14 protein-coding genes are annotated in these 16,619 nt (G+C 69.1%); 7 read left to right on the top strand and 7 right to left on the bottom strand.

Annotated features, from left to right (window positions below; all coding sequences use genetic code 11):
• Window positions 1–26: 26 nt before the first annotated feature.
• The 5 genes from FGD71_RS07860 to FGD71_RS07840 form a co-directional block, all read right to left on the bottom strand.
• Window positions 27–1,007: a hydroxyacid dehydrogenase gene (locus FGD71_RS07860; protein WP_119099705.1), complete on the bottom strand. Its 981-nt coding sequence runs from the start codon at window positions 1,005–1,007 to the stop codon at window positions 27–29.
• A gap of 83 nt (window positions 1,008–1,090) precedes the next feature.
• A complete protein-coding gene (locus FGD71_RS07855) occupies window positions 1,091–2,014 on the bottom strand; it encodes a carbohydrate ABC transporter permease (RefSeq protein WP_162931059.1) in 924 nt (307 codons plus the stop codon).
• Complete coding sequence (locus FGD71_RS07850) at window positions 2,011–2,988, bottom strand: carbohydrate ABC transporter permease (protein WP_240436453.1); 978 nt, start codon at window positions 2,986–2,988, stop codon at window positions 2,011–2,013. Before FGD71_RS07850 ends, FGD71_RS07855 begins: the two co-directional genes overlap by 4 nt.
• A gap of 9 nt (window positions 2,989–2,997) precedes the next feature.
• Complete coding sequence (locus FGD71_RS07845; RefSeq protein WP_119099666.1) at window positions 2,998–4,311, bottom strand: ABC transporter substrate-binding protein; 1,314 nt, start codon at window positions 4,309–4,311, stop codon at window positions 2,998–3,000.
• A gap of 126 nt (window positions 4,312–4,437) precedes the next feature.
• Window positions 4,438–5,526, bottom strand: coding sequence for a LacI family DNA-binding transcriptional regulator (locus FGD71_RS07840; protein WP_119099665.1), 1,089 nt, complete (start codon window positions 5,524–5,526; stop codon window positions 4,438–4,440).
• 179 nt (window positions 5,527–5,705) lie between these two features.
• On the opposite strand from FGD71_RS07840, the gene FGD71_RS07835 reads away from it, so the two are divergent.
• From FGD71_RS07835 to FGD71_RS07805, 7 genes are all read left to right on the top strand, one after another.
• A complete protein-coding gene (locus tag FGD71_RS07835) occupies window positions 5,706–6,218 on the top strand; it encodes an ArsR/SmtB family transcription factor (protein WP_119099664.1) in 513 nt (170 codons plus the stop codon).
• Window positions 6,219–6,221: 3 nt separating this feature from the next.
• The gene (locus FGD71_RS07830) at window positions 6,222–7,313 is read left to right on the top strand and encodes a serine hydrolase domain-containing protein (RefSeq protein WP_119099663.1); all 1,092 of its coding nucleotides are present in this window, start codon (window positions 6,222–6,224) and stop codon (window positions 7,311–7,313) included.
• Window positions 7,314–7,527: 214 nt separating this feature from the next.
• Entirely contained in the window at window positions 7,528–8,271 is a 744-nt protein-coding gene (locus FGD71_RS07825; protein WP_420878255.1) for a sulfite exporter TauE/SafE family protein, read from the top strand.
• A 106-nt stretch (window positions 8,272–8,377) separates the two neighbouring features.
• A complete protein-coding gene (locus FGD71_RS07820) occupies window positions 8,378–9,373 on the top strand; it encodes a branched-chain amino acid ABC transporter permease (RefSeq protein WP_119099661.1) in 996 nt (331 codons plus the stop codon).
• Window positions 9,374–9,385: 12 nt separating this feature from the next.
• Entirely contained in the window at window positions 9,386–10,378 is a 993-nt protein-coding gene (locus tag FGD71_RS07815) for a branched-chain amino acid ABC transporter permease (protein ID WP_119099660.1), read from the top strand.
• Complete coding sequence (locus FGD71_RS07810; protein WP_205571104.1) at window positions 10,368–11,366, top strand: ABC transporter ATP-binding protein; 999 nt, start codon at window positions 10,368–10,370, stop codon at window positions 11,364–11,366. The genes FGD71_RS07815 and FGD71_RS07810 overlap by 11 nt, the downstream gene beginning before the upstream one ends.
• A gap of 3 nt (window positions 11,367–11,369) precedes the next feature.
• Window positions 11,370–12,110: an ABC transporter ATP-binding protein gene (locus tag FGD71_RS07805; RefSeq protein WP_119099659.1), complete on the top strand. Its 741-nt coding sequence runs from the start codon at window positions 11,370–11,372 to the stop codon at window positions 12,108–12,110.
• Between the two features lie 114 nt (window positions 12,111–12,224).
• On the opposite strand, the gene FGD71_RS07800 is transcribed toward FGD71_RS07805, so the two are convergent.
• Both FGD71_RS07800 and FGD71_RS07795 read right to left on the bottom strand, forming a co-directional pair.
• Window positions 12,225–13,496 carry an ABC transporter substrate-binding protein gene (locus tag FGD71_RS07800; RefSeq protein ID WP_119099658.1) on the bottom strand — a complete coding sequence of 424 codons (1,272 nt, stop codon included), beginning with the start codon at window positions 13,494–13,496 and terminating at the stop codon, window positions 12,225–12,227.
• A gap of 129 nt (window positions 13,497–13,625) precedes the next feature.
• Window positions 13,626–16,541, bottom strand: a complete 2,916-nt coding sequence (locus tag FGD71_RS07795) for a glycosyl hydrolase 115 family protein (protein WP_119099657.1) — start codon at window positions 16,539–16,541, stop codon at window positions 13,626–13,628.
• Window positions 16,542–16,619: the final 78 nt, after the last annotated feature.

Genomic DNA, 16,619 nt, shown 5'->3' with positions numbered 1-16,619 from the left:
TCTCCTGTTCGTTCCGGCGGATGGGCTCAGGCGAGGCGGGCCAGGTGTTCGGGCCGGACGGGGTGGGCGAAGGGGCGGCCGAGGGCGTACGTTTCGACCTCGGCCAGCGCCAGGTCGGCGAGGCGGCGGAGTTCGCCGCCCTTGGAGCCGGCGATGTGCGGGGTGACGACGACGTTGGGGCAGTCGAACAGCGGTGAGTCGGCGGGCAGCACCTCCGGCTCGGTGACGTCCAGGATCGCGTGGAGCCGCCCGGACACCACCTCGTCGGTGAGGGCCCTCTGGTCGACGACGGCGCCGCGCGCGGTGTTGATCAGTGTGCCGCCCGTACGCAGCCGCGCCAGCAGCTCCCGGCTGACCAGGCCACGTGTCTCGGGCAGCAAGGGTGTGTGCACGCTGATGACGTGGCTGTCCTCGAACAGCCGTGGAAGCGGGACCAGTTGCGCCCCGAGTTCGCGGGCCTCGACGTCCGAGACGTAGGGGTCGTGGAGCAGCACCGTCAGATCGTGCGGGCGCAGCAGGTCGATGACGCGGCGTCCGATGATCGAGGCACTCAAAATGCCCACGGTCTTGCGGTAGTTGCCCGCGTCGGGGTGGCGTTCGTTCCAGTCGATACGGCGGCGCTCGGTGCGGTAGGCGCGGGCGGTCTCCAGGACCCGCTTGTTGGCGAGCAGGATCATGGCGAGGGTGTACTCGGCGACCGGTACGGCGTTGGCCGCGGCGGCCGAGGAGACCGCGAGGCCGCGCTGCCAGCACGCGGCGGTGATGTGGTGGCGCACGGTGCCGGCGGTGTGCACGACCGCGCGCAGTTTGGGCGCGGCGTCCAGGGCCGCGGCGTCGATGGGCGGGCAGCCCCAGCCGGTGATGAGCAGTTCGGCGTCGGCGAGCGCGCGGTGTGCGGTGGGGGTCGTGAGATCGTCCAGGACGAGATGCGGGTCGATGTCGGTGAGGGCGGCCAGCCGGGCCCGTATGCCGGCGTCGAGGACCTGCTCCGCGGTCTTCTTCGCCATGGCCAGCACGGCACGCGGGCGGGGCCGGTGGTCGAGGTCGGAAACTTCGGGCTCCGTACGGGGCAACTGGCGCTCCCTGTTGGTCACTTGACGCTTCCCGCCGTTAGGCCGGACTTCCAGTAGCGCTGCAGGGCGATGAACGTGACGATCAGCGGGACGACGGCGAGCAGCGAGCCGATGACGACGACGGGGTAGTACTCGGGGGAGACGGTGGCGGAGCTGTTCCAGGTGTAGAGCCCGAGGCTGAGCGGATACAGGTGCTGGTCGGAGAGCATCACCATGGGCAGGAAGAAGTTGTTCCAGATGGCGGTGAGCTGGAAGAGGAAGACGGTGACGAATCCGGGACCGAGCATGCGCAGGCTGACGCGTACGTAGGTCTGCAGTTCGCCCGCGCCGTCGACCCGGGACGCCTCCAGGACCTCGTTGGGTACGTAGCCGCTGCTGAGGAGACGGGCGAGGTAGACGCCGAAGGGGTTGAACAGGACGGGGATGAAGACGGCCCAGAAGGTGTTGACCAGGCCGATGCCGGAGGCCACCAGGTAGAGCGGGAGGGCCAGTACGGTCGGCGGGACCATGACGCCGGCGAGGACGAGTCCGAACAGCTTCTCCTTGTGCCGGAACTCGTACTTGTCGAAGGCGTACCCCGCGGCGACGCTGATCAGCGAGCCGACGAGAGCGCCACCGACCGCGTACAGCAGGCTGTTGAGGTACCACTCGCCGTAGAGGCCGCCGTCCATGGCGAACAGGTCGGAGAGGTTCTGGGCGAAGGAGAAGTCGCTGAGGGAGAAGATGTCGCTGCCGAAGAGGGCGTCGGCGTTCTTGGTGGAGGCGAAGAGCAGCCACAGTCCGGGCAGCAGGGTGTAGAGGGCCGCGATCAGGACGACGGCGTTGGCGACGCCGCGGCTGGTCAGCTTGCCTGTGCCGAAGGGGCGGCCGAGCGGCTTGCTCAGGGGCCGGCCGGCTACGCCGGGGCTGGTGCCGGGATTGGTGGGGGTCGTCGTGGTCATCGCGCGCTCCGATCCCGGCGGCCGGCCCACCGCGTTACCGCGTACGACAGGGCGCAGGTGACGACGAGGAGGATGACGGAGGCCGCGGCGGCCATTCCGTAGTTGTTGCGGCGGAAGGCCGCGTCGTAGATGTACATGTTCGGGGTGAAGCGGGAGTTGACCATCGGTGTGGCCTGGTTCATCAGCATGGGCTCGGTGAACAGCTGGAGTGCGCCGATCAGGGAGAACATGCACACCATGACGACGGAGGCCCTGATGATGGGGACCTTGACCTGCAGCGCGGTGCGCACATCTCCCGCGCCGTCGATCCGGGCGGCCTCCAGCACTTCGCGCGGCAGCGCCTGCAGCGCGGCGTAGAAGATCACCATGTTGTAGCCGAGGCCGCTCCACAGCGCGATGTTGACGATCGACGGCAGCACGGTGTGCAGACCGAGGAAATCGATGGTGATGTCGGCCTGCGCGAAGAGCTTGATGACCGGGCTGAGGCCGGGGGTGTAGAGGTACAGCCAGATGAGGGCGGCGATGATGCCGGGCACGGCGTGCGGCAGATACAGCAGCATCTGCGCCGTGCGCCGCAGCCGGACCAGCCCCGAGTCGAGGAGCAGGGCGAGCGCGAGCGCGCTGACCACGACGACGGGTACGAAGATCACGCAGTACAGGGCGATGGCGCCGAACCCGGACATGAAGCTCGGGTCGTCGAGCACCGCGAGGTAACTACGCAGCCCGGTGAAGACGGTGATGCCGCCGCCGAAACCGAGGCCCTTGTGGTCCTCGGAGAAGAGGCTCAGGCCGATGGCGTAGCCGACGGGTACGAGGAACACGGCGACGAGCAGTGCCGTGAACGGGGCCAGGAGCGTGACGCAGGCGAGCATCTGCTGTCGGCGTCCGGCTCTGCGGGGGCGGGCGGGACTCGCGGCCGGCGGTGTGGTGCCCGTCCGCTTTCCCGGTTTCCCTGGGGAGATCACTGTGCTCACGGCTGCACCTCAGTGGGTAGTGACCGACAGGCCGAGGCTCTTCAGGTCGGGCAGGGTTCTGCGCTGGGCTTCGCGGAGGGCGTCCAGGATGGTGCCGCTGCCGGCCCCTGCTCGCGCGAGCCCGTCGTCGCCGGAGCTGGTCGTCGACACCATGCGCGGCCCCCACTTCCATCGGGGGTCGATCAGCTTGGCCTCCCTGTGGAAGAGACCGAAGATGTCCTGGCCCGAGTAGTAGCTGGTGTCCATTTCCTTGCGGGCGACCGAAACCAGCTCGGGCACGGACGGATACGCGCTGCTGACGCCGCTGGAGAGCTTGGCGCGCAGCGCGGCCGGGCTGGTCACCATCCAGGAGATGAACTCCATGGCCTCCTTGGGGCGGTTGCTGTCCTTGGTGACCATGAAGGTCGAGCCGCCCTGTGTGCCGAGGGTCGGCTTCTTCAGGTCCCACTGCGGGAAGGGCGCGATGGCCCATTTGCCCTTGCCGCTCGGTGTGGAGGACATCATCGAGCCCGCGGCCCAGGCGCCCGCCAGCCAGCCGGCCGTCTCACCGCTGCGCAGATGCGCCCGCCACTGCTGGCTGGACGAGGGCTCGACACGCACCAGGTCGTCGTCGAGCAGGCGCTGCCAGTACGCGGTGACCTTGCGGGTGGGGGCGTCGTCCATGGATACGTGCCAGGTCTCGCCGGAGGTGTCGTACCACCGCGCGCCGGCCTGCCAGCTGTACCCGGCCATGTGGAGAGTGCCGCCAGTGGTGAAGAGGCTGGCGATACGGGAACGGGGATCGGCCTCCTTGAGCTTGCGGGCCGAACTCTCGAACTCCGCCCAGGTCTTGGGGACCGGGATGTCGTTCTTCGTGAACAGGTCCTTGCGGTACAGGAAGACCATCGGTTCGATGTCGACCGGCACGGCGTAGGTGCGCCCGTCGAATGTGGTCAGGTCCATCGCCTGCGGCAGGATCTTGCGGCGCACCGAGTCGGGCAGCAGCTTGGTGATGTCGCGGGGCACACCGTCGATGGCGTAGCCGGGCAGCTGGGGATACTCGATGGTGGCGACATCGGGGGCGTTGCCCGCCCGTGCGGCGTTGCTGAGCTTGGCCCAGCCTCCTTGATCGCCCGAGGGGACCTGCTCGAAGTCGACCTTGATCTTGGTGTGGGTGCGGTTGAACTCGTCCACGACTTCTTGGCTGCCGCGGAGGGCCGACCAGAAGGTGATGTGCACCGGCCCGCTGCCGGCGGTGTCGCTGCTGTCTCCGGCGGAACAGCCCGCCAGCAGCATGGCGAAGATCGTGAGCAGCGCCGCCGTGACCTTGCGGGTCCATCGCATGAGCCCTCCCGCGTCCTTGCATGGATTACGGGCATCTTGAGCGGCAGATGAAAAAGGCGTCAATAGATCGAACAGAAGAAACTGAAACGGTCAAACGAACAAGTGTCAGTCGACCGGTGAGCGGGATCAGGCCGGCGGCGGAGCCGTGGACTCCCTGATCACCAGACCAGGCAGCAGCTCCAGATGACGGGTGGCCCCCGGGCGCAGCCCCTCGCGCGCCATGTCGAGCCGGCGCAGCAGCAGATCGACTCCGACCCGCCCGAGCTCCGCCTTCGGCGGGGCGACGGCCGTCAGGGCGACCGGCCCCATGTCGGCGACCACGTCGTTGTACGCGACCACCGAACACCTCCCGGGCACATCGATCCCCGCCGCCTGCAGCCGCTGCACCAGCACCAGCGCGTCCATGTCGCTGTGGATCAGCACCGCCGTCGCACCGCTGTGCCCCACCACCTCGGCCAGATCCTCCGCCCGAGCGTCGGGCACACGCGGATCGGGGCCCGCGGTGCGCGAGCTGAGGATCGAGCGGCACTCCTCGGCGAGCCCCCGGGCGGCGGTCTGCGCGGCGAACTCGGCGCGGATGACCCGCGCGGTGGGACTGTCGTCGCGCGACGCCAGCACGATCCGCCGGTGCCCGAGACCGACCAGGTGGCCGAGCGCCAGATGAACGCCGTACGCGTGGTCGGAGCGCACACAGTCCAGTGTGTAGATCGCGCTGGTCCGTGCGGGGCGCCGCTCCACCAGCACCGTGGGCACGTCCAGGGCGGACAGCCACGAGTGATCCGCATCTGCCTCGGCCCGCGTGCGCCAGTGCGGCGACAACAGCACCCCTCGCGCCCCGGCGTCCAGCGCCTGGCGCACCGCCTCTCGCTCCGCCCCGCCCTCGTCGGCGGCGATGTGCAGTGCGAGCCGCAGGCCGGCCTTCTCCGCGGCCTCCCGCGCGCCCTGCACGGCTTCGGTGAGATAGGTGTTGCGCTCGGGAACGATCATGGCGATGGCGTCGCCCCCGGCGGCACTCTCCTCGGGCACCGGCCGCAGCGAACGCGCCACCCCATGGCCGCGGCGCACCTCTCCGCGCCGGGCCATCTCCTCGACGTCCCGGCGCACGGTGACGACGGAGACGCCGAGCTCGTCGGCGAGATCGGTGATGCGCGCGACGCCCCGGTCCCGCACCACCTCCGCGATCCGGGTCTGCCGCTTCTGCGCCGACTCCCGCATGGCCCCACCGCTTTCGTTCCCGCCGGCCGCACCGCCGGGGCGCGACCGCGCGGCGGCTTGCGCGATCGAATTCGCGCGATGCGCCCATGGTAGCGATCAATCGATCAGACAGGGTGAGGTCGTCTCTACGACCCAAAAGAACTTGCTCTGTTATTCCGGAATAACGTAGCGTTCGCGTCATGACTGCTGAGTCCCTCCCGGAGCGGCTCGCCGCGCTCGAAGAACGGGTGGCGCGGCTGGAGGCCGGGCCGCAGACCCCCCGGAACGAAACGTTCTGGGCTCTCGAAGGGCTGCGTGAGCGGCTCACGGGACAGGGACAAGTGCTGTTCACCGGCGCGCTGGACCTGCCCACGGGCGAACACTACGAATGGCAGCAGGGTGCCGCGACGGACGGGCTGCTCGAAGCCGACTGGGCGGAGTACGCCGCGGCGTACTCCGCGCTGGGTCACCCGGTACGGCTCACCCTGCTGCGCGCCGTGCTCCAAGGAACCCGGTCCGCGGCCGAGTTGCAGGAGACGGCCGGACTGAACACCACCGGTCAGCTCTACCACCACCTCAAGCAGCTGACAGCCACCGGCTGGCTGAATGCCGAAGGGCGCGGCCATTACCACGTGCCGGCAGGCAGGGTCGTGCCGCTGCTCGTGCTGCTGTCCGCGGTGGTGCCGCCAGGTAAACCGACGACAGGGGAGTAACCCATGGACCGACGTAGATTTCTCACCGTGGCGACGACAGCGGCGGCCGGTGCGTCGCTGCTGCCGCAGAACGCCGCGGCAGCCGAAGACGAACTGCCCGCGCGGGTGCGGCGTTACCTGGACCGGGCCCTGGCCGCGGGCAGCCCGAGCGCGGTCTGCGGGGTCATCCACGGCGCACGCACCTACGTCGCGGGCGCGTCCCAGGGCGCGCCGACGCCGAACGGCACAACGGTGTTCCAGCTCGGATCGATCGGCAAGACCCTCACCGCCACCGCTCTCGCCCGCGCCGTGCGGGCCGGCGCGACCCGCCTCGACGCGCCCCTGGTCTTACCTGCCCGGTTCCGCATCCCGCGCAAGGGTCCTCGCAGGATCACCCTGGCCGACCTGGCGACCCACACCGCCGGTCTGCCCTCGCTGCCTCCGAACCTCATGGCGGGAGCGGACCCCTATGACCCGTACGCGCACTACACGCTGGACGACCTGGCGGCCGGCCTGGCCGAGACGACCTTGGGCAGCGAGCCGGGCAGCGTCCACGCGTACTCGAACCTCGGGTTCGGACTGCTCGGCCAGGCGCTGGCCTTCGACGACGTGGACGCGATGCTGCGCCGCCGTGTGACCTCGCCACTCGGCCTGCACGACACGACGACGACGCTGAGGCCGGACATGGCGTCCCGCAAGGCCGTCGGCCATCTCGAGAACCGGCCCGTTCCCGACTGGCACGACCCCGTCCTCAGCGCCGCGGGGACGTCGATCTACAGCACCGCGGACGACATGCTGCGCTTTCTGGGCGCCCAACTGCGCCCGGAGCGTTCGCCGTTGCGGGACGCGATCGAACTGACGCAGCGGCCCCACTTCACCGTCGACGAGAACCTGCGTATCGGTCTCGGCTGGCACCTCAGTCCACTGCCCAGCGGCCGGACCATGACCTGGCACAACGGTGGCACCGGCGGATTCAGCACCTGCGCGGCCTTCAGCAGGAAGAGCGGGACGGCGGCCGTGATGATGGTGAACACCTTCAGCGAGGAGACGTCGACCGACGCCCGCCCGGTCGACGCGCTGACCTTCGCCCTGCTCGGTGAACTCGACGCGACCTGAGCCGAGCACTACGTTGAACGACGCCCAGGCCGATCTTGACCCCGACCTGAAGTCGTGACCTGACCGGGGCGATTCGGCGGACACCGAAGCGTCGCCCGCCTAGCGTCAGCTTCATGAACATCTTCTCCGGCACGGGACGCCGGCAACCAGGACAGATGCCGGCGGCAGCTGGCGGCACCGCCGTCAGGGGAGCCGCAGCGTGACACCGGGGGAGATGTTCGCCGTGTTCGCGGCCGGCGTGAGTGCCGGTGCCATCAACACCGTCGTCGGCTCGGGAACACTGATCACCTTTCCCGTGCTGCTCGCCACTGGCCTCACGCCTGTCACCGCAACGGTCTCCAACGCGCTCGGGCTGGTCCCCGGCTCCATCAGCGGCGCCATCGGCTACCGCAAGGAACTGAGCGGACAGCGCCGACGCATCCTGAAACTCGGCGTCGGCGCCCTGCTGGGCGGTGTCACCGGCGCCACGCTCCTGCTGGCCCTGCCCGCCACCGCGTTCGAGAAGATCGTGCCCGTCCTGGTGGGCTTCGCCCTCGTCCTGATCCTGGTGCAGCCACTGATCAGCAAAAGGGTGCGCCGACGCGCACCGGACGACACCGCCCGACGCGACGGTGGCCCGCTGCTGTTCACCGGTCTGACACTGGCCAGCGTCTACGGCGGCTACTTCTCCGCCGCCCAGGGGATCATCTACATGTCGCTGATGGGCATGCTCCTCGATGAGCCGCTGCAGCGCCTCGTCGCCGTCAAGAACGTCTTCGTCGCCGTCGTCAACGCCGTCGCCGCGCTCTTCTTCCTCTTCGTGGCGGACTTCGACTGGACGGCCGTCGTACTGATCGCCGCCGGGTCCGCGCTCGGCGGCCAGATCGGAGCCACGGTGGGCCGCCGCTTCAGCCCCGCGGTCCTCAGGGCCCTCATCGTGACGATCGGCGTCGTCGCCATCGTCCAGTTGCTCCGCTGAGGCGCGGCCGGCCTCTGCGCCGAGTTCGCGGAATTGCCCTGCCGAGTGCCTGATGGGCCGCGCTTACACTGAGTAACACGGATGTTCGGGACATACCGGGTACATCATGCGCTGTCCGCGGATCTTGCTTCCGGCACTCGCTCTGGCACTGGTGGTGCTGTCCGCAGCACCCGCGGCGGGGCAGGGCGAGGAGGTTCCGGCTGGCCGGGGGTTCGGTGCACGGTTTCTGCAGGCGCTGATCGACGGCGTCCAGTTCGGTGTGATCATCGCCATCACCGCGGTCGGGCTGTCGCTCGTCTTCGGCACCATCCACCTGATCAACTTCGCCCACGGTGAGTTCGTCACCATCGGCGCCACCTTCGCCTTCTTCCTCAATGCCTCCCCGGCGGGTCCGGGCTGGCATCTGATCCCGGCCGCGGCCGCCGCCGTCCTGTTCGGGGCGCTGATGGGCGCGGCGGTGGATCGAGGCTTGTGGCGCCCGCTGCGGGCGCGGGGCACCGGGCTGATCAATCTGTTCATCGTCACCATCGGGCTGTCCCTGCTGCTGCGGCACATCGTTCTCGTGCTGTACGGGACACGGCCGGCCTCCTTCGCCCAGTACGACATCCAGGAGGCGATCGATCTCGGGCCGGTCGGCATCACACCGCGGGACCTCACGGTCACCCTGCTCTCGATCCTCGTCCTGCTCGGTGTCGCCGCGCTCCTGCAGAGGACACGGATCGGTACGGCCGTCCGGGCCGTCTCCGTCAACCGCGACCTCGCGGAGGCCTCCGGCATCGATGTCCAACGGGTGGTGCTCGTCGTGTGGATGTTCGGCGGCGCCCTGGCCGCCCTCGGCGGAGTCTTCTTCGGCCTGGTGGAGATCATCACCTGGGACATGGGGTTCAAGCTGCTGCTGCTCATGTTCGCCGGGATCATTCTGGGCGGACTCGGCTCCGCTTACGGAGCGATGGTGGGCAGCCTCGTCATCGGGATCGTCGCCCAGGTATCCACGCTCTGGTTCCCGGTCGACCTGCAGTACGCCTGGGCGCTGCTGGTCCTCATCGTCGTCCTGCTCGTGCGGCCGCAGGGCATCCTCGGCCGCCGGGAACGCGTGGGGTGAGGAGGCGGGTCCATGGACTTCTCGGTCATCGTCTCCGACGCGCTGCGCTCCGGCATCGGCCCCATCGCCGCCATCTACGCGCTCGCCGCGATGGGGCTGAACCTGCACTTCGGCTACACGGGCCTGCTCAACTTCGGCCAGGTCGGCTTCATGCTCGTCGGCGGCTACGGGCTCGCGGTCACCGTGGCGACGTACGACGGATCCATGTGGCTCGGGGTCCTGAGCGGACTCGGCTGTGCGATCGTGCTGGCCCTCCTGCTCGGTGCGCCCACACTGCGGCTGCGCGCCGACTATCTCGCGATCACCACCATCGCAGCGGGGGAGACACTCCGGCTGTTCTACCGCTCCAGCTGGGCCGAGCCGGTCACCGGCGGCGTCTTCGGCCTGCAGAGGTTCGCCGGCGACTTCTACGACCTCAACCCGATACCGCGCGGCACCTACGGGGTGTGGCTGGTGGAGTTCAGCTCCCAGGACCTGTGGGTGCTGACCGTCGGATGGGGGCTGGTGGTTGTGGTGGGCACACTGCTCGCCCTCCTGGTGCACAGCCCATGGGGCCGCGTCATCCGCTCCATCCGTGAGGACGAGGCCGCCCCCCGCAGCCTGGGCAAGAACGTCTACGCGTACAAGATGCAGAGTCTGGTGCTGGGGGGCGTGCTCGGAGCCGTCGCCGGCATGCTGCAGGCGATCCAGGTGCAGTCGGTGAACCCCGACAGCTACGACCCCGCCGTCACCTTCTTCCTGTACACCCTGCTCGTGCTGGGGGGTGCCGGGCGGATCCTGGGGCCGGTCGTCGGTTCGATCCTGTTCTGGTTCGTGCTCACCTTCCTCGACAGCGCGCTGCGCCAGGCCATCGGCGCCGGGTACATCTCGCCGGAACTGATCAGTACGTCCGAGGTCGGCGCCGTGCGCTTCGCGCTGGTCGGTCTCGCGCTGATGCTGCTGATCGTGTTCCGGCCGCAGGGCATCCTTGGCAGTAGGAAGGAGATGCTGCTCAGTGGACGCTGACCAGCCCCCGGCCGTGCGCGCCTCCGCCTCGGCTGTTTCTGCCCACTCCGCGTCCGCGGCCGCCGGCCGGCTCGCCGGGACCGCGGCCGAACCAGGCGTGCGCAAGCCCGATCCGCTGCTCGTCCTGGACGGGGTGACCCGCACCTTCGGTGGACTCGTGGCCGTGCGGGTGGACCATCTGGAGGTGCAGCGAGGGGCCATCACGGCACTCATCGGCCCCAACGGTGCCGGTAAGACCACGCTGTTCAACATCGTCAGCGGTTTCGACCGCGCCGGCCGCGGCAGCTGGTCGTTCGACGGGCATCCGCTCACCGGCCGCCCCGCGCACCGGGTGGCACGGCAAGGACTGGTCCGTACGTTCCAGCTCCCGAGGACGCTCTCCCGGCTGACCGTACGGGAGAACATGATGCTGGCGGCGGCCGGGCAGCACGGTGAGCGGTTGCTGTCCGCTGTGCTGCGGCCGCTGTGGCGCCGGCAGGAGCGGGAAGCCGGGCGCAGGGCGGACGAGCTGCTGGAGCGGTTCAGGCTGGGCGGCGTCCGCGACGACTACGCCGGCACGCTGTCCGGAGGCCAGCGCAAACTGCTGGAGCTGGCCCGCGTGCTGATGGTCCGTCCCGTCATGGTCCTGCTCGACGAGCCGGTGGCCGGTGTGAACCCCGCGCTGAGCCAGTCCCTGCTCGGACACATCACCGAGCTGCGGGACGAGGGACTGACCGTCTGCTTCGTGGAACACGACATGGACGTCGTGATGGGCATCAGCGACTGGGTGGCCGTCATGGCCGACGGCCGCCTGGTGGCGGAGGGACCACCGCACACGATCGGCCAGAACCCCGCCGTGGTGGACGCCTATCTGGGGCGGCGCCACGACGAGCCCGGAGCCCCCGGGGTCGAGCCGACCGGAGACCAGTCGACCGGAGACCAGCTGACCGGGGACAAGAGGGCCGGAGACCAGCCGACCGGGGACGAGCCGACCGGGGACAAGGAGTGACTCATGTCTGCCGACGAACACGCACCGGTGCTGGCGGCCGACGACATCGTCGCCGGATACCTGGCAGGCATCGACGTCCTGCGCGGATGCAGCGTCCAAGTGGAGCCCGGTGAACTGGTCGGTGTGATCGGCCCCAACGGAGCCGGCAAGTCGACCCTGATCAAGGCGGTCTTCGGCCTGTTGCGCGTGCGCAGCGGTACGGTACGGCTGCTCGGCGAGGACGTCACCGGCCGGTCGGCGCATGAGCAGGTCCGCCGGGGCGTGGGCTACGTACCGCAGCTGGAGAACGTCTTCCCGGCGCTGACCGTCGAGGAGAACCTGCGGATGGGGATCTATCTGCGGCCCAAGGACTACGCGCGGCGCGCGGCGGCCATGGCGGAACTCTTCCCCGTGCTGGCCGCCCGCCGGAGGCAGAAGGCCGGGTCGATGTCGGGCGGCGAGCGGCAGATGCTGGCGATGGCCCGCGCGCTCATGATGGAACCGCGGCTGCTGCTGCTCGACGAGCCGTCAGCGGGACTGTCTCCGGTCCATCAGGACCTGGTGTTCGAGCGGGTGAGGGAGATCAACGGCGCGGGCGTGGCCGTGCTCATGGTCGAGCAGAACGCCCGCAGATGTCTGCAGATCTGCGACCGGGGCTACGTCCTGGACCAGGGCCGCAACGCGTACTCCGGTACCGGCGCGCACCTGCTGCGGGACGAGAAGGTGATCGAGCTCTACCTCGGCACCCTCGCCCGCGTCCGCTGACCTGGGGCCTGTCCGCCGGACAGGCCCTGGTCCCTTCGTCTCACCTCTTCACTCGTCCTCACTCGTCGCTCTTCGTCCTGTCGTCCCTTCGTTTCGTCGTGCGTCGGTTTGTCCTCACTCCTCGGCAGTGCTCACCTCGGTGCGGATCGTCTGCAGCTGGCCCTGGTTGTCGTAGGTGTAGACCTCAATGGTGGCCCGGCCCGGTTCGCCCTTGTCCGTGAAGTCGAGCGGGCCGCTCACGCCGTCATAATCAATGTCACGGCCGTCCGCGATCAGTTCCTTGCAGGCGGCGAACGTGTTGCACTTCTCTCCGTCCTTGGTGATCCCGATCATTTCCTTCACGAGGTTCTCGGGGTTGTCCGACTTCGCCTGTTCCGCGGCGAGCGCGATGGTCGTCACACAGTCGAACGACTGTGGTGCGAACTGCAGCTCCGTCAGATCGGGTGCGAATTTCTTGAGATCGTTCACGTACTGCTCGTTGGCTGCCGACGCGGGGGCTGTCCCCTTCATCCCGGAGAGCCGCTCCGGATTGTCGGGAGCGACGAGCGTGGCAAGCTCCTCACTGCGCAGGCCGTCGGCGCCGTACACGCCGATCTGATCAGGGCCGAGCCCGGCCTCGATCATGCCCTGCAATATCTGCGTGCCCTCCTCGAAGGCGATCACTCCGACCGCGTCCGGACTGGCGTCCCTGACCCGCTGTACGACCTGGTCGAAGTTCGTCGCCTCAGGGTCGTAGGTGTCCGCGAGTGTCACGGCCACCCCTTGGTCCTCCAGTGCCTCCTTGGTGGACTGCACCAGGCCGCGCCCGTAGTCGTCGGCACGCCCCACCAGCGCCACCCGGTCATGGCCGTCCTCACGGATGACATCCGCCAGGACCGGCCCCTGCAGTAGGTCACTCGGCGCGGTACGGAAGTAGTACCCGCCGTCGTCGTAGTCGGTGAAGGTGGGTGCCGTGTTCGACGCCGAGCACTGCACCACGCCGGCTCCGGTCACCCGGTCGATGAACGCCAGGGACATGGCGGAGGCCGCCGCACCGACGATCGCGTCCACGCCGGAGGCGAGGACCCGTTCGGCGGACTGGGCCGCGATGGCTTCCTGACCGGCCTCGTCGCTGGCGACCGCGTCCGGTACCGGCTCACCCAGCACACCGCCTGCGTCGTTGATCGTCTGGATCGCGAACTTCATGGACTCGATCTGGGGTGGGCCGAGGTAGGCCAGCTGCCCGGTCTCCGGCAGCACATAGCCGAACTTGAGCTCACCGTCTTCCTCGCCGGCCGGTGGCCCACCCTGGGCACTGGCGGTCGCACCCGTGGTCGCCCCGACGGCCGTCACCAGCAGTGCCGCCGCGCTCACGAAGATCGCGGACCGGCGTTTCGACACTCTCATGTCCGCCTCCTCTCAATGAGGCGGGCAGCGGTCGAGAGGCCGGCCTCCGCCCGCCTTCATAGTTGAGGGTAGAACCTCTTTGCCCGTCCGGGCATGTCAGGTGACCGCGACCTCCGCCAGAGCCTCGGACTACCGGTCCGAGCCGTCCGGCTCCACCTCCGCGACGGGATCCGGGCGGTGAGAGCGGTGGTAACTCTCCGGTGGCGCGAGGTAACTGTCGGGCACCCCGCCGGTATTGATGACGATCTGGTCCACGGCGATCGCGGGGTCGACCATGAACAGCCTCAGGACGTGCTCGCCGGGCTCCGTGACGGTCACGGTGGCGGACAGCTTCTCGATGCCGTCCTCCACATTGCGGGCCCAGGCATCACCGCGGTTGCCGGTGGCGACGGCCTGACCCGACAGGACCGTGACCGGCTGGTCGTCGAGGGCGACGGCCAGCCGGCGCTTGCCGCGCTCGTCGAGGGAGGGAAGGCGGAAGACGGTCACCGGGAAGGTGCCGGTGGTGGTGAAACGCACTCGATAGCGCAGCTCCGGTGCCCGGTCGGCGAAGTCCTCAGTGATAGGAACCGCCGTCGACGGCACCGCTTCCATGGCGGCCGTGCGGCGCCCGAGACCGCGTACCGTCCGCCAGTTGGCCCCGCCGCGCGCCACCCGGCGGTCGAAGTGCGCGGCGTCGATCGAGACGTATCCGTGGGCCTCGACGAACCCGGGTACCCGATGGCGCGCCCGTTCCCCGTCGTTGAGCACCCGGAGAGACACCTCGGTGCTCTGCCCGGCACCGGTGAAGGTCACCGTCGCGTCATGCGCGCCCTGCGGCGCCCGCTTCCAGTCGATCTCCACCCATACCCGTGTCTGCTCGGTCATGCTGCCGCCGGTCGTGCTCAGCCGGACCCAGGGGTGGCCGGCCTCGGCGCTCCATTCCAGCGCGCGGAAGCCGGTGTTGAAGACATCGACGAAGCGGCGGTCGCGGGTGTAGGAGGAGAAGGACAGGGGCCGTGCGCCCCCGGTGTCGTTGCCCTCGGACGCGACGCCCAGCCCCGACGTGTCCTGCTGGGCGACCCTGGAGACGGTGGGGCGGCCCGGCGCCTTCGGGATCTGCGAGGGGTACGGGTTGACGATCCCGTCCCATTTGCCGTCGGCGATCTCGGTGTTGTAGCGCTTGGTGATCGCCTGTTCCTCGGCGTGGGCCGCCTCGGCCAGGTCCGCGAAGCGGTTCGTCCCGGCTCCCCGGCCCTGACGGACGGCGAGCGCGTTCCGCTCCGCCCAGTAGAACTTCAGATTCATCAAGTACGCGCCGTGGACGGGGTATTCGACCAGTTGGTAGAAGGCGTCCCGGTAGGCGCCGGGCAGTTTGGCGCCGAGCGTGCGCGTCCGCTCCAGCAACGCGCGGTACGCGGCCATCCGGCGGCCCGCCTCGTCTCCGTGGTGGACCACGGAGAGGATGCCGCGGCCGATGAACTCCGGACGAAGTTCCGCCGCCAGCCGGTAGTACTCGGTGCGGATGGAGGCGATCTCCCGGCCGTGGCGCCGCCCGAACTGGCGCCCGGCCCACTCCACCAGGAACGCGTCGATGTTCTCCGGGCCCCACCGGTCCACGTCCCAGGCCATGTCCATGCAGAACGACAGCCCGTTCTCGATCGACTTGATGTCGCCGACGTTGAAGATCCACATCCGGTCGACCTTGTGCTCGTACACCCGGCGCAGCTCCTGCCACACCTTGCTCAACTGCGTGGTGTCGAGCCAGAGATAGCTCTTGGGGCGGCCCCAGTAGGAGAGGTGGTAGTAGATCCCGTTGCCGCCGCCGCGCCGCCGCTCCGCCTCGTTCGGCAGCTGGCGCATATTGCCGTGGTTGTCGTCCGGCCAGACCAGAGTGACGTCGTCGGGGACCTGGACCCCCGCGTTGTACAGCTCCAGAACCTCCTTGTACGGGATGAAGATCTGCGGCGTGGCCGCGTCGCCGACCTCTTCGCTCAGGATCCGGCGCTGGTCGGCGATGATGTTGTTCATCACCACGACCTTCTCCGGAATCGTGGTGGCGTACCGGGTCTCCAGAGCGCTGTCGTGCAGACCGCGCATACCGAGCGTCCAGCTGCTCTCGTACGTGGCGTTCTGCCGCGCCCGGGCTCTCCAGTAGCCGGAGATGACGCCGGGGTTCACCGTGTAGTCGTACACCGGCAGGCTGCCGTCCGCGCCCCGGTGCTCCTCGGCCCACGGCTCCCACTCATGGACGCCGTTGCGCAGCAGGGCCTCCGGGTGACTGGAGCCGACCACGATGCCGTAACGCTCGGCCAGTTCGGGGTTCTCCCGGTGCTTGTTGAAGAAGTCGGAGTACGGATGCATGGCCGGCCACAGGTAGTTGGCCTTCAGGCGGAGCAGCAGTTCGAAGACACGGCTGTACGTCTCGGGGCCGATGTTCTTGTCGGGCTCCTGCTTACGATGGGACCAAGTGGTCAGGTTCTGCTCGTCGTTGATGAAGATGCCCCGGTAACGGACGGACGGTTCGTACCGCTTGAGGGGACCCGCCGGAACCGTCACGGTCTCGCGGCGCTCGACGGGCACATCGGCCCACCAATGCCAGGGCGAGACCCCGATCCGCTCCGAGGTGTCGTAGATGCCGTAGACGGTGCCACGCCGGTCGCTGCCCGCGATCACCAGGGCGCGTCTCACGCCGGGTAGCGGGCGGTCCACCACCTGGGTCACCGACGCCTCCCAGCGGCCTTTCACCCGGGAGGTGTCCAGGCGCTTCTGTCCGATGAGCCGGTCGATGACCGGGCTCGCGCCGATCGTGCCCATCAGGACCACGCACTCGGCCTTCTCCGGCACGGTGTGCAGCAGCCGGGGCCGCACCCCGCTGACCCGCTCGACATCCGCCTGCAGGTCACCTGCCGCACGGAGCACCGCTGGGTCGTCCGCCGAGTCCACGAACAGATCGACGGCGGCACCGTCCCGTACCAACGGGAAGTCGGGCCGGTCCGACTCGGTGGCATGGGCGGAGGCGGGAAGTACGCCGGGAAGCAGCGGAACCACGCCGACGGCCGCCATTCCCCGGAGGAACGACTTACGGGTCCACGAAGGTAATTGGCCGTGCGACTGACTGTGCGACTCGTTGTGCGGCACGAG

It is taken from the genome of Streptomyces sporangiiformans, assembly GCF_005768555.2.
Lineage (GTDB): Bacteria > Actinomycetota > Actinomycetes > Streptomycetales > Streptomycetaceae > Streptomyces > Streptomyces sporangiiformans.
This window is presented reverse-complemented; position numbering and strand designations above follow the sequence as displayed.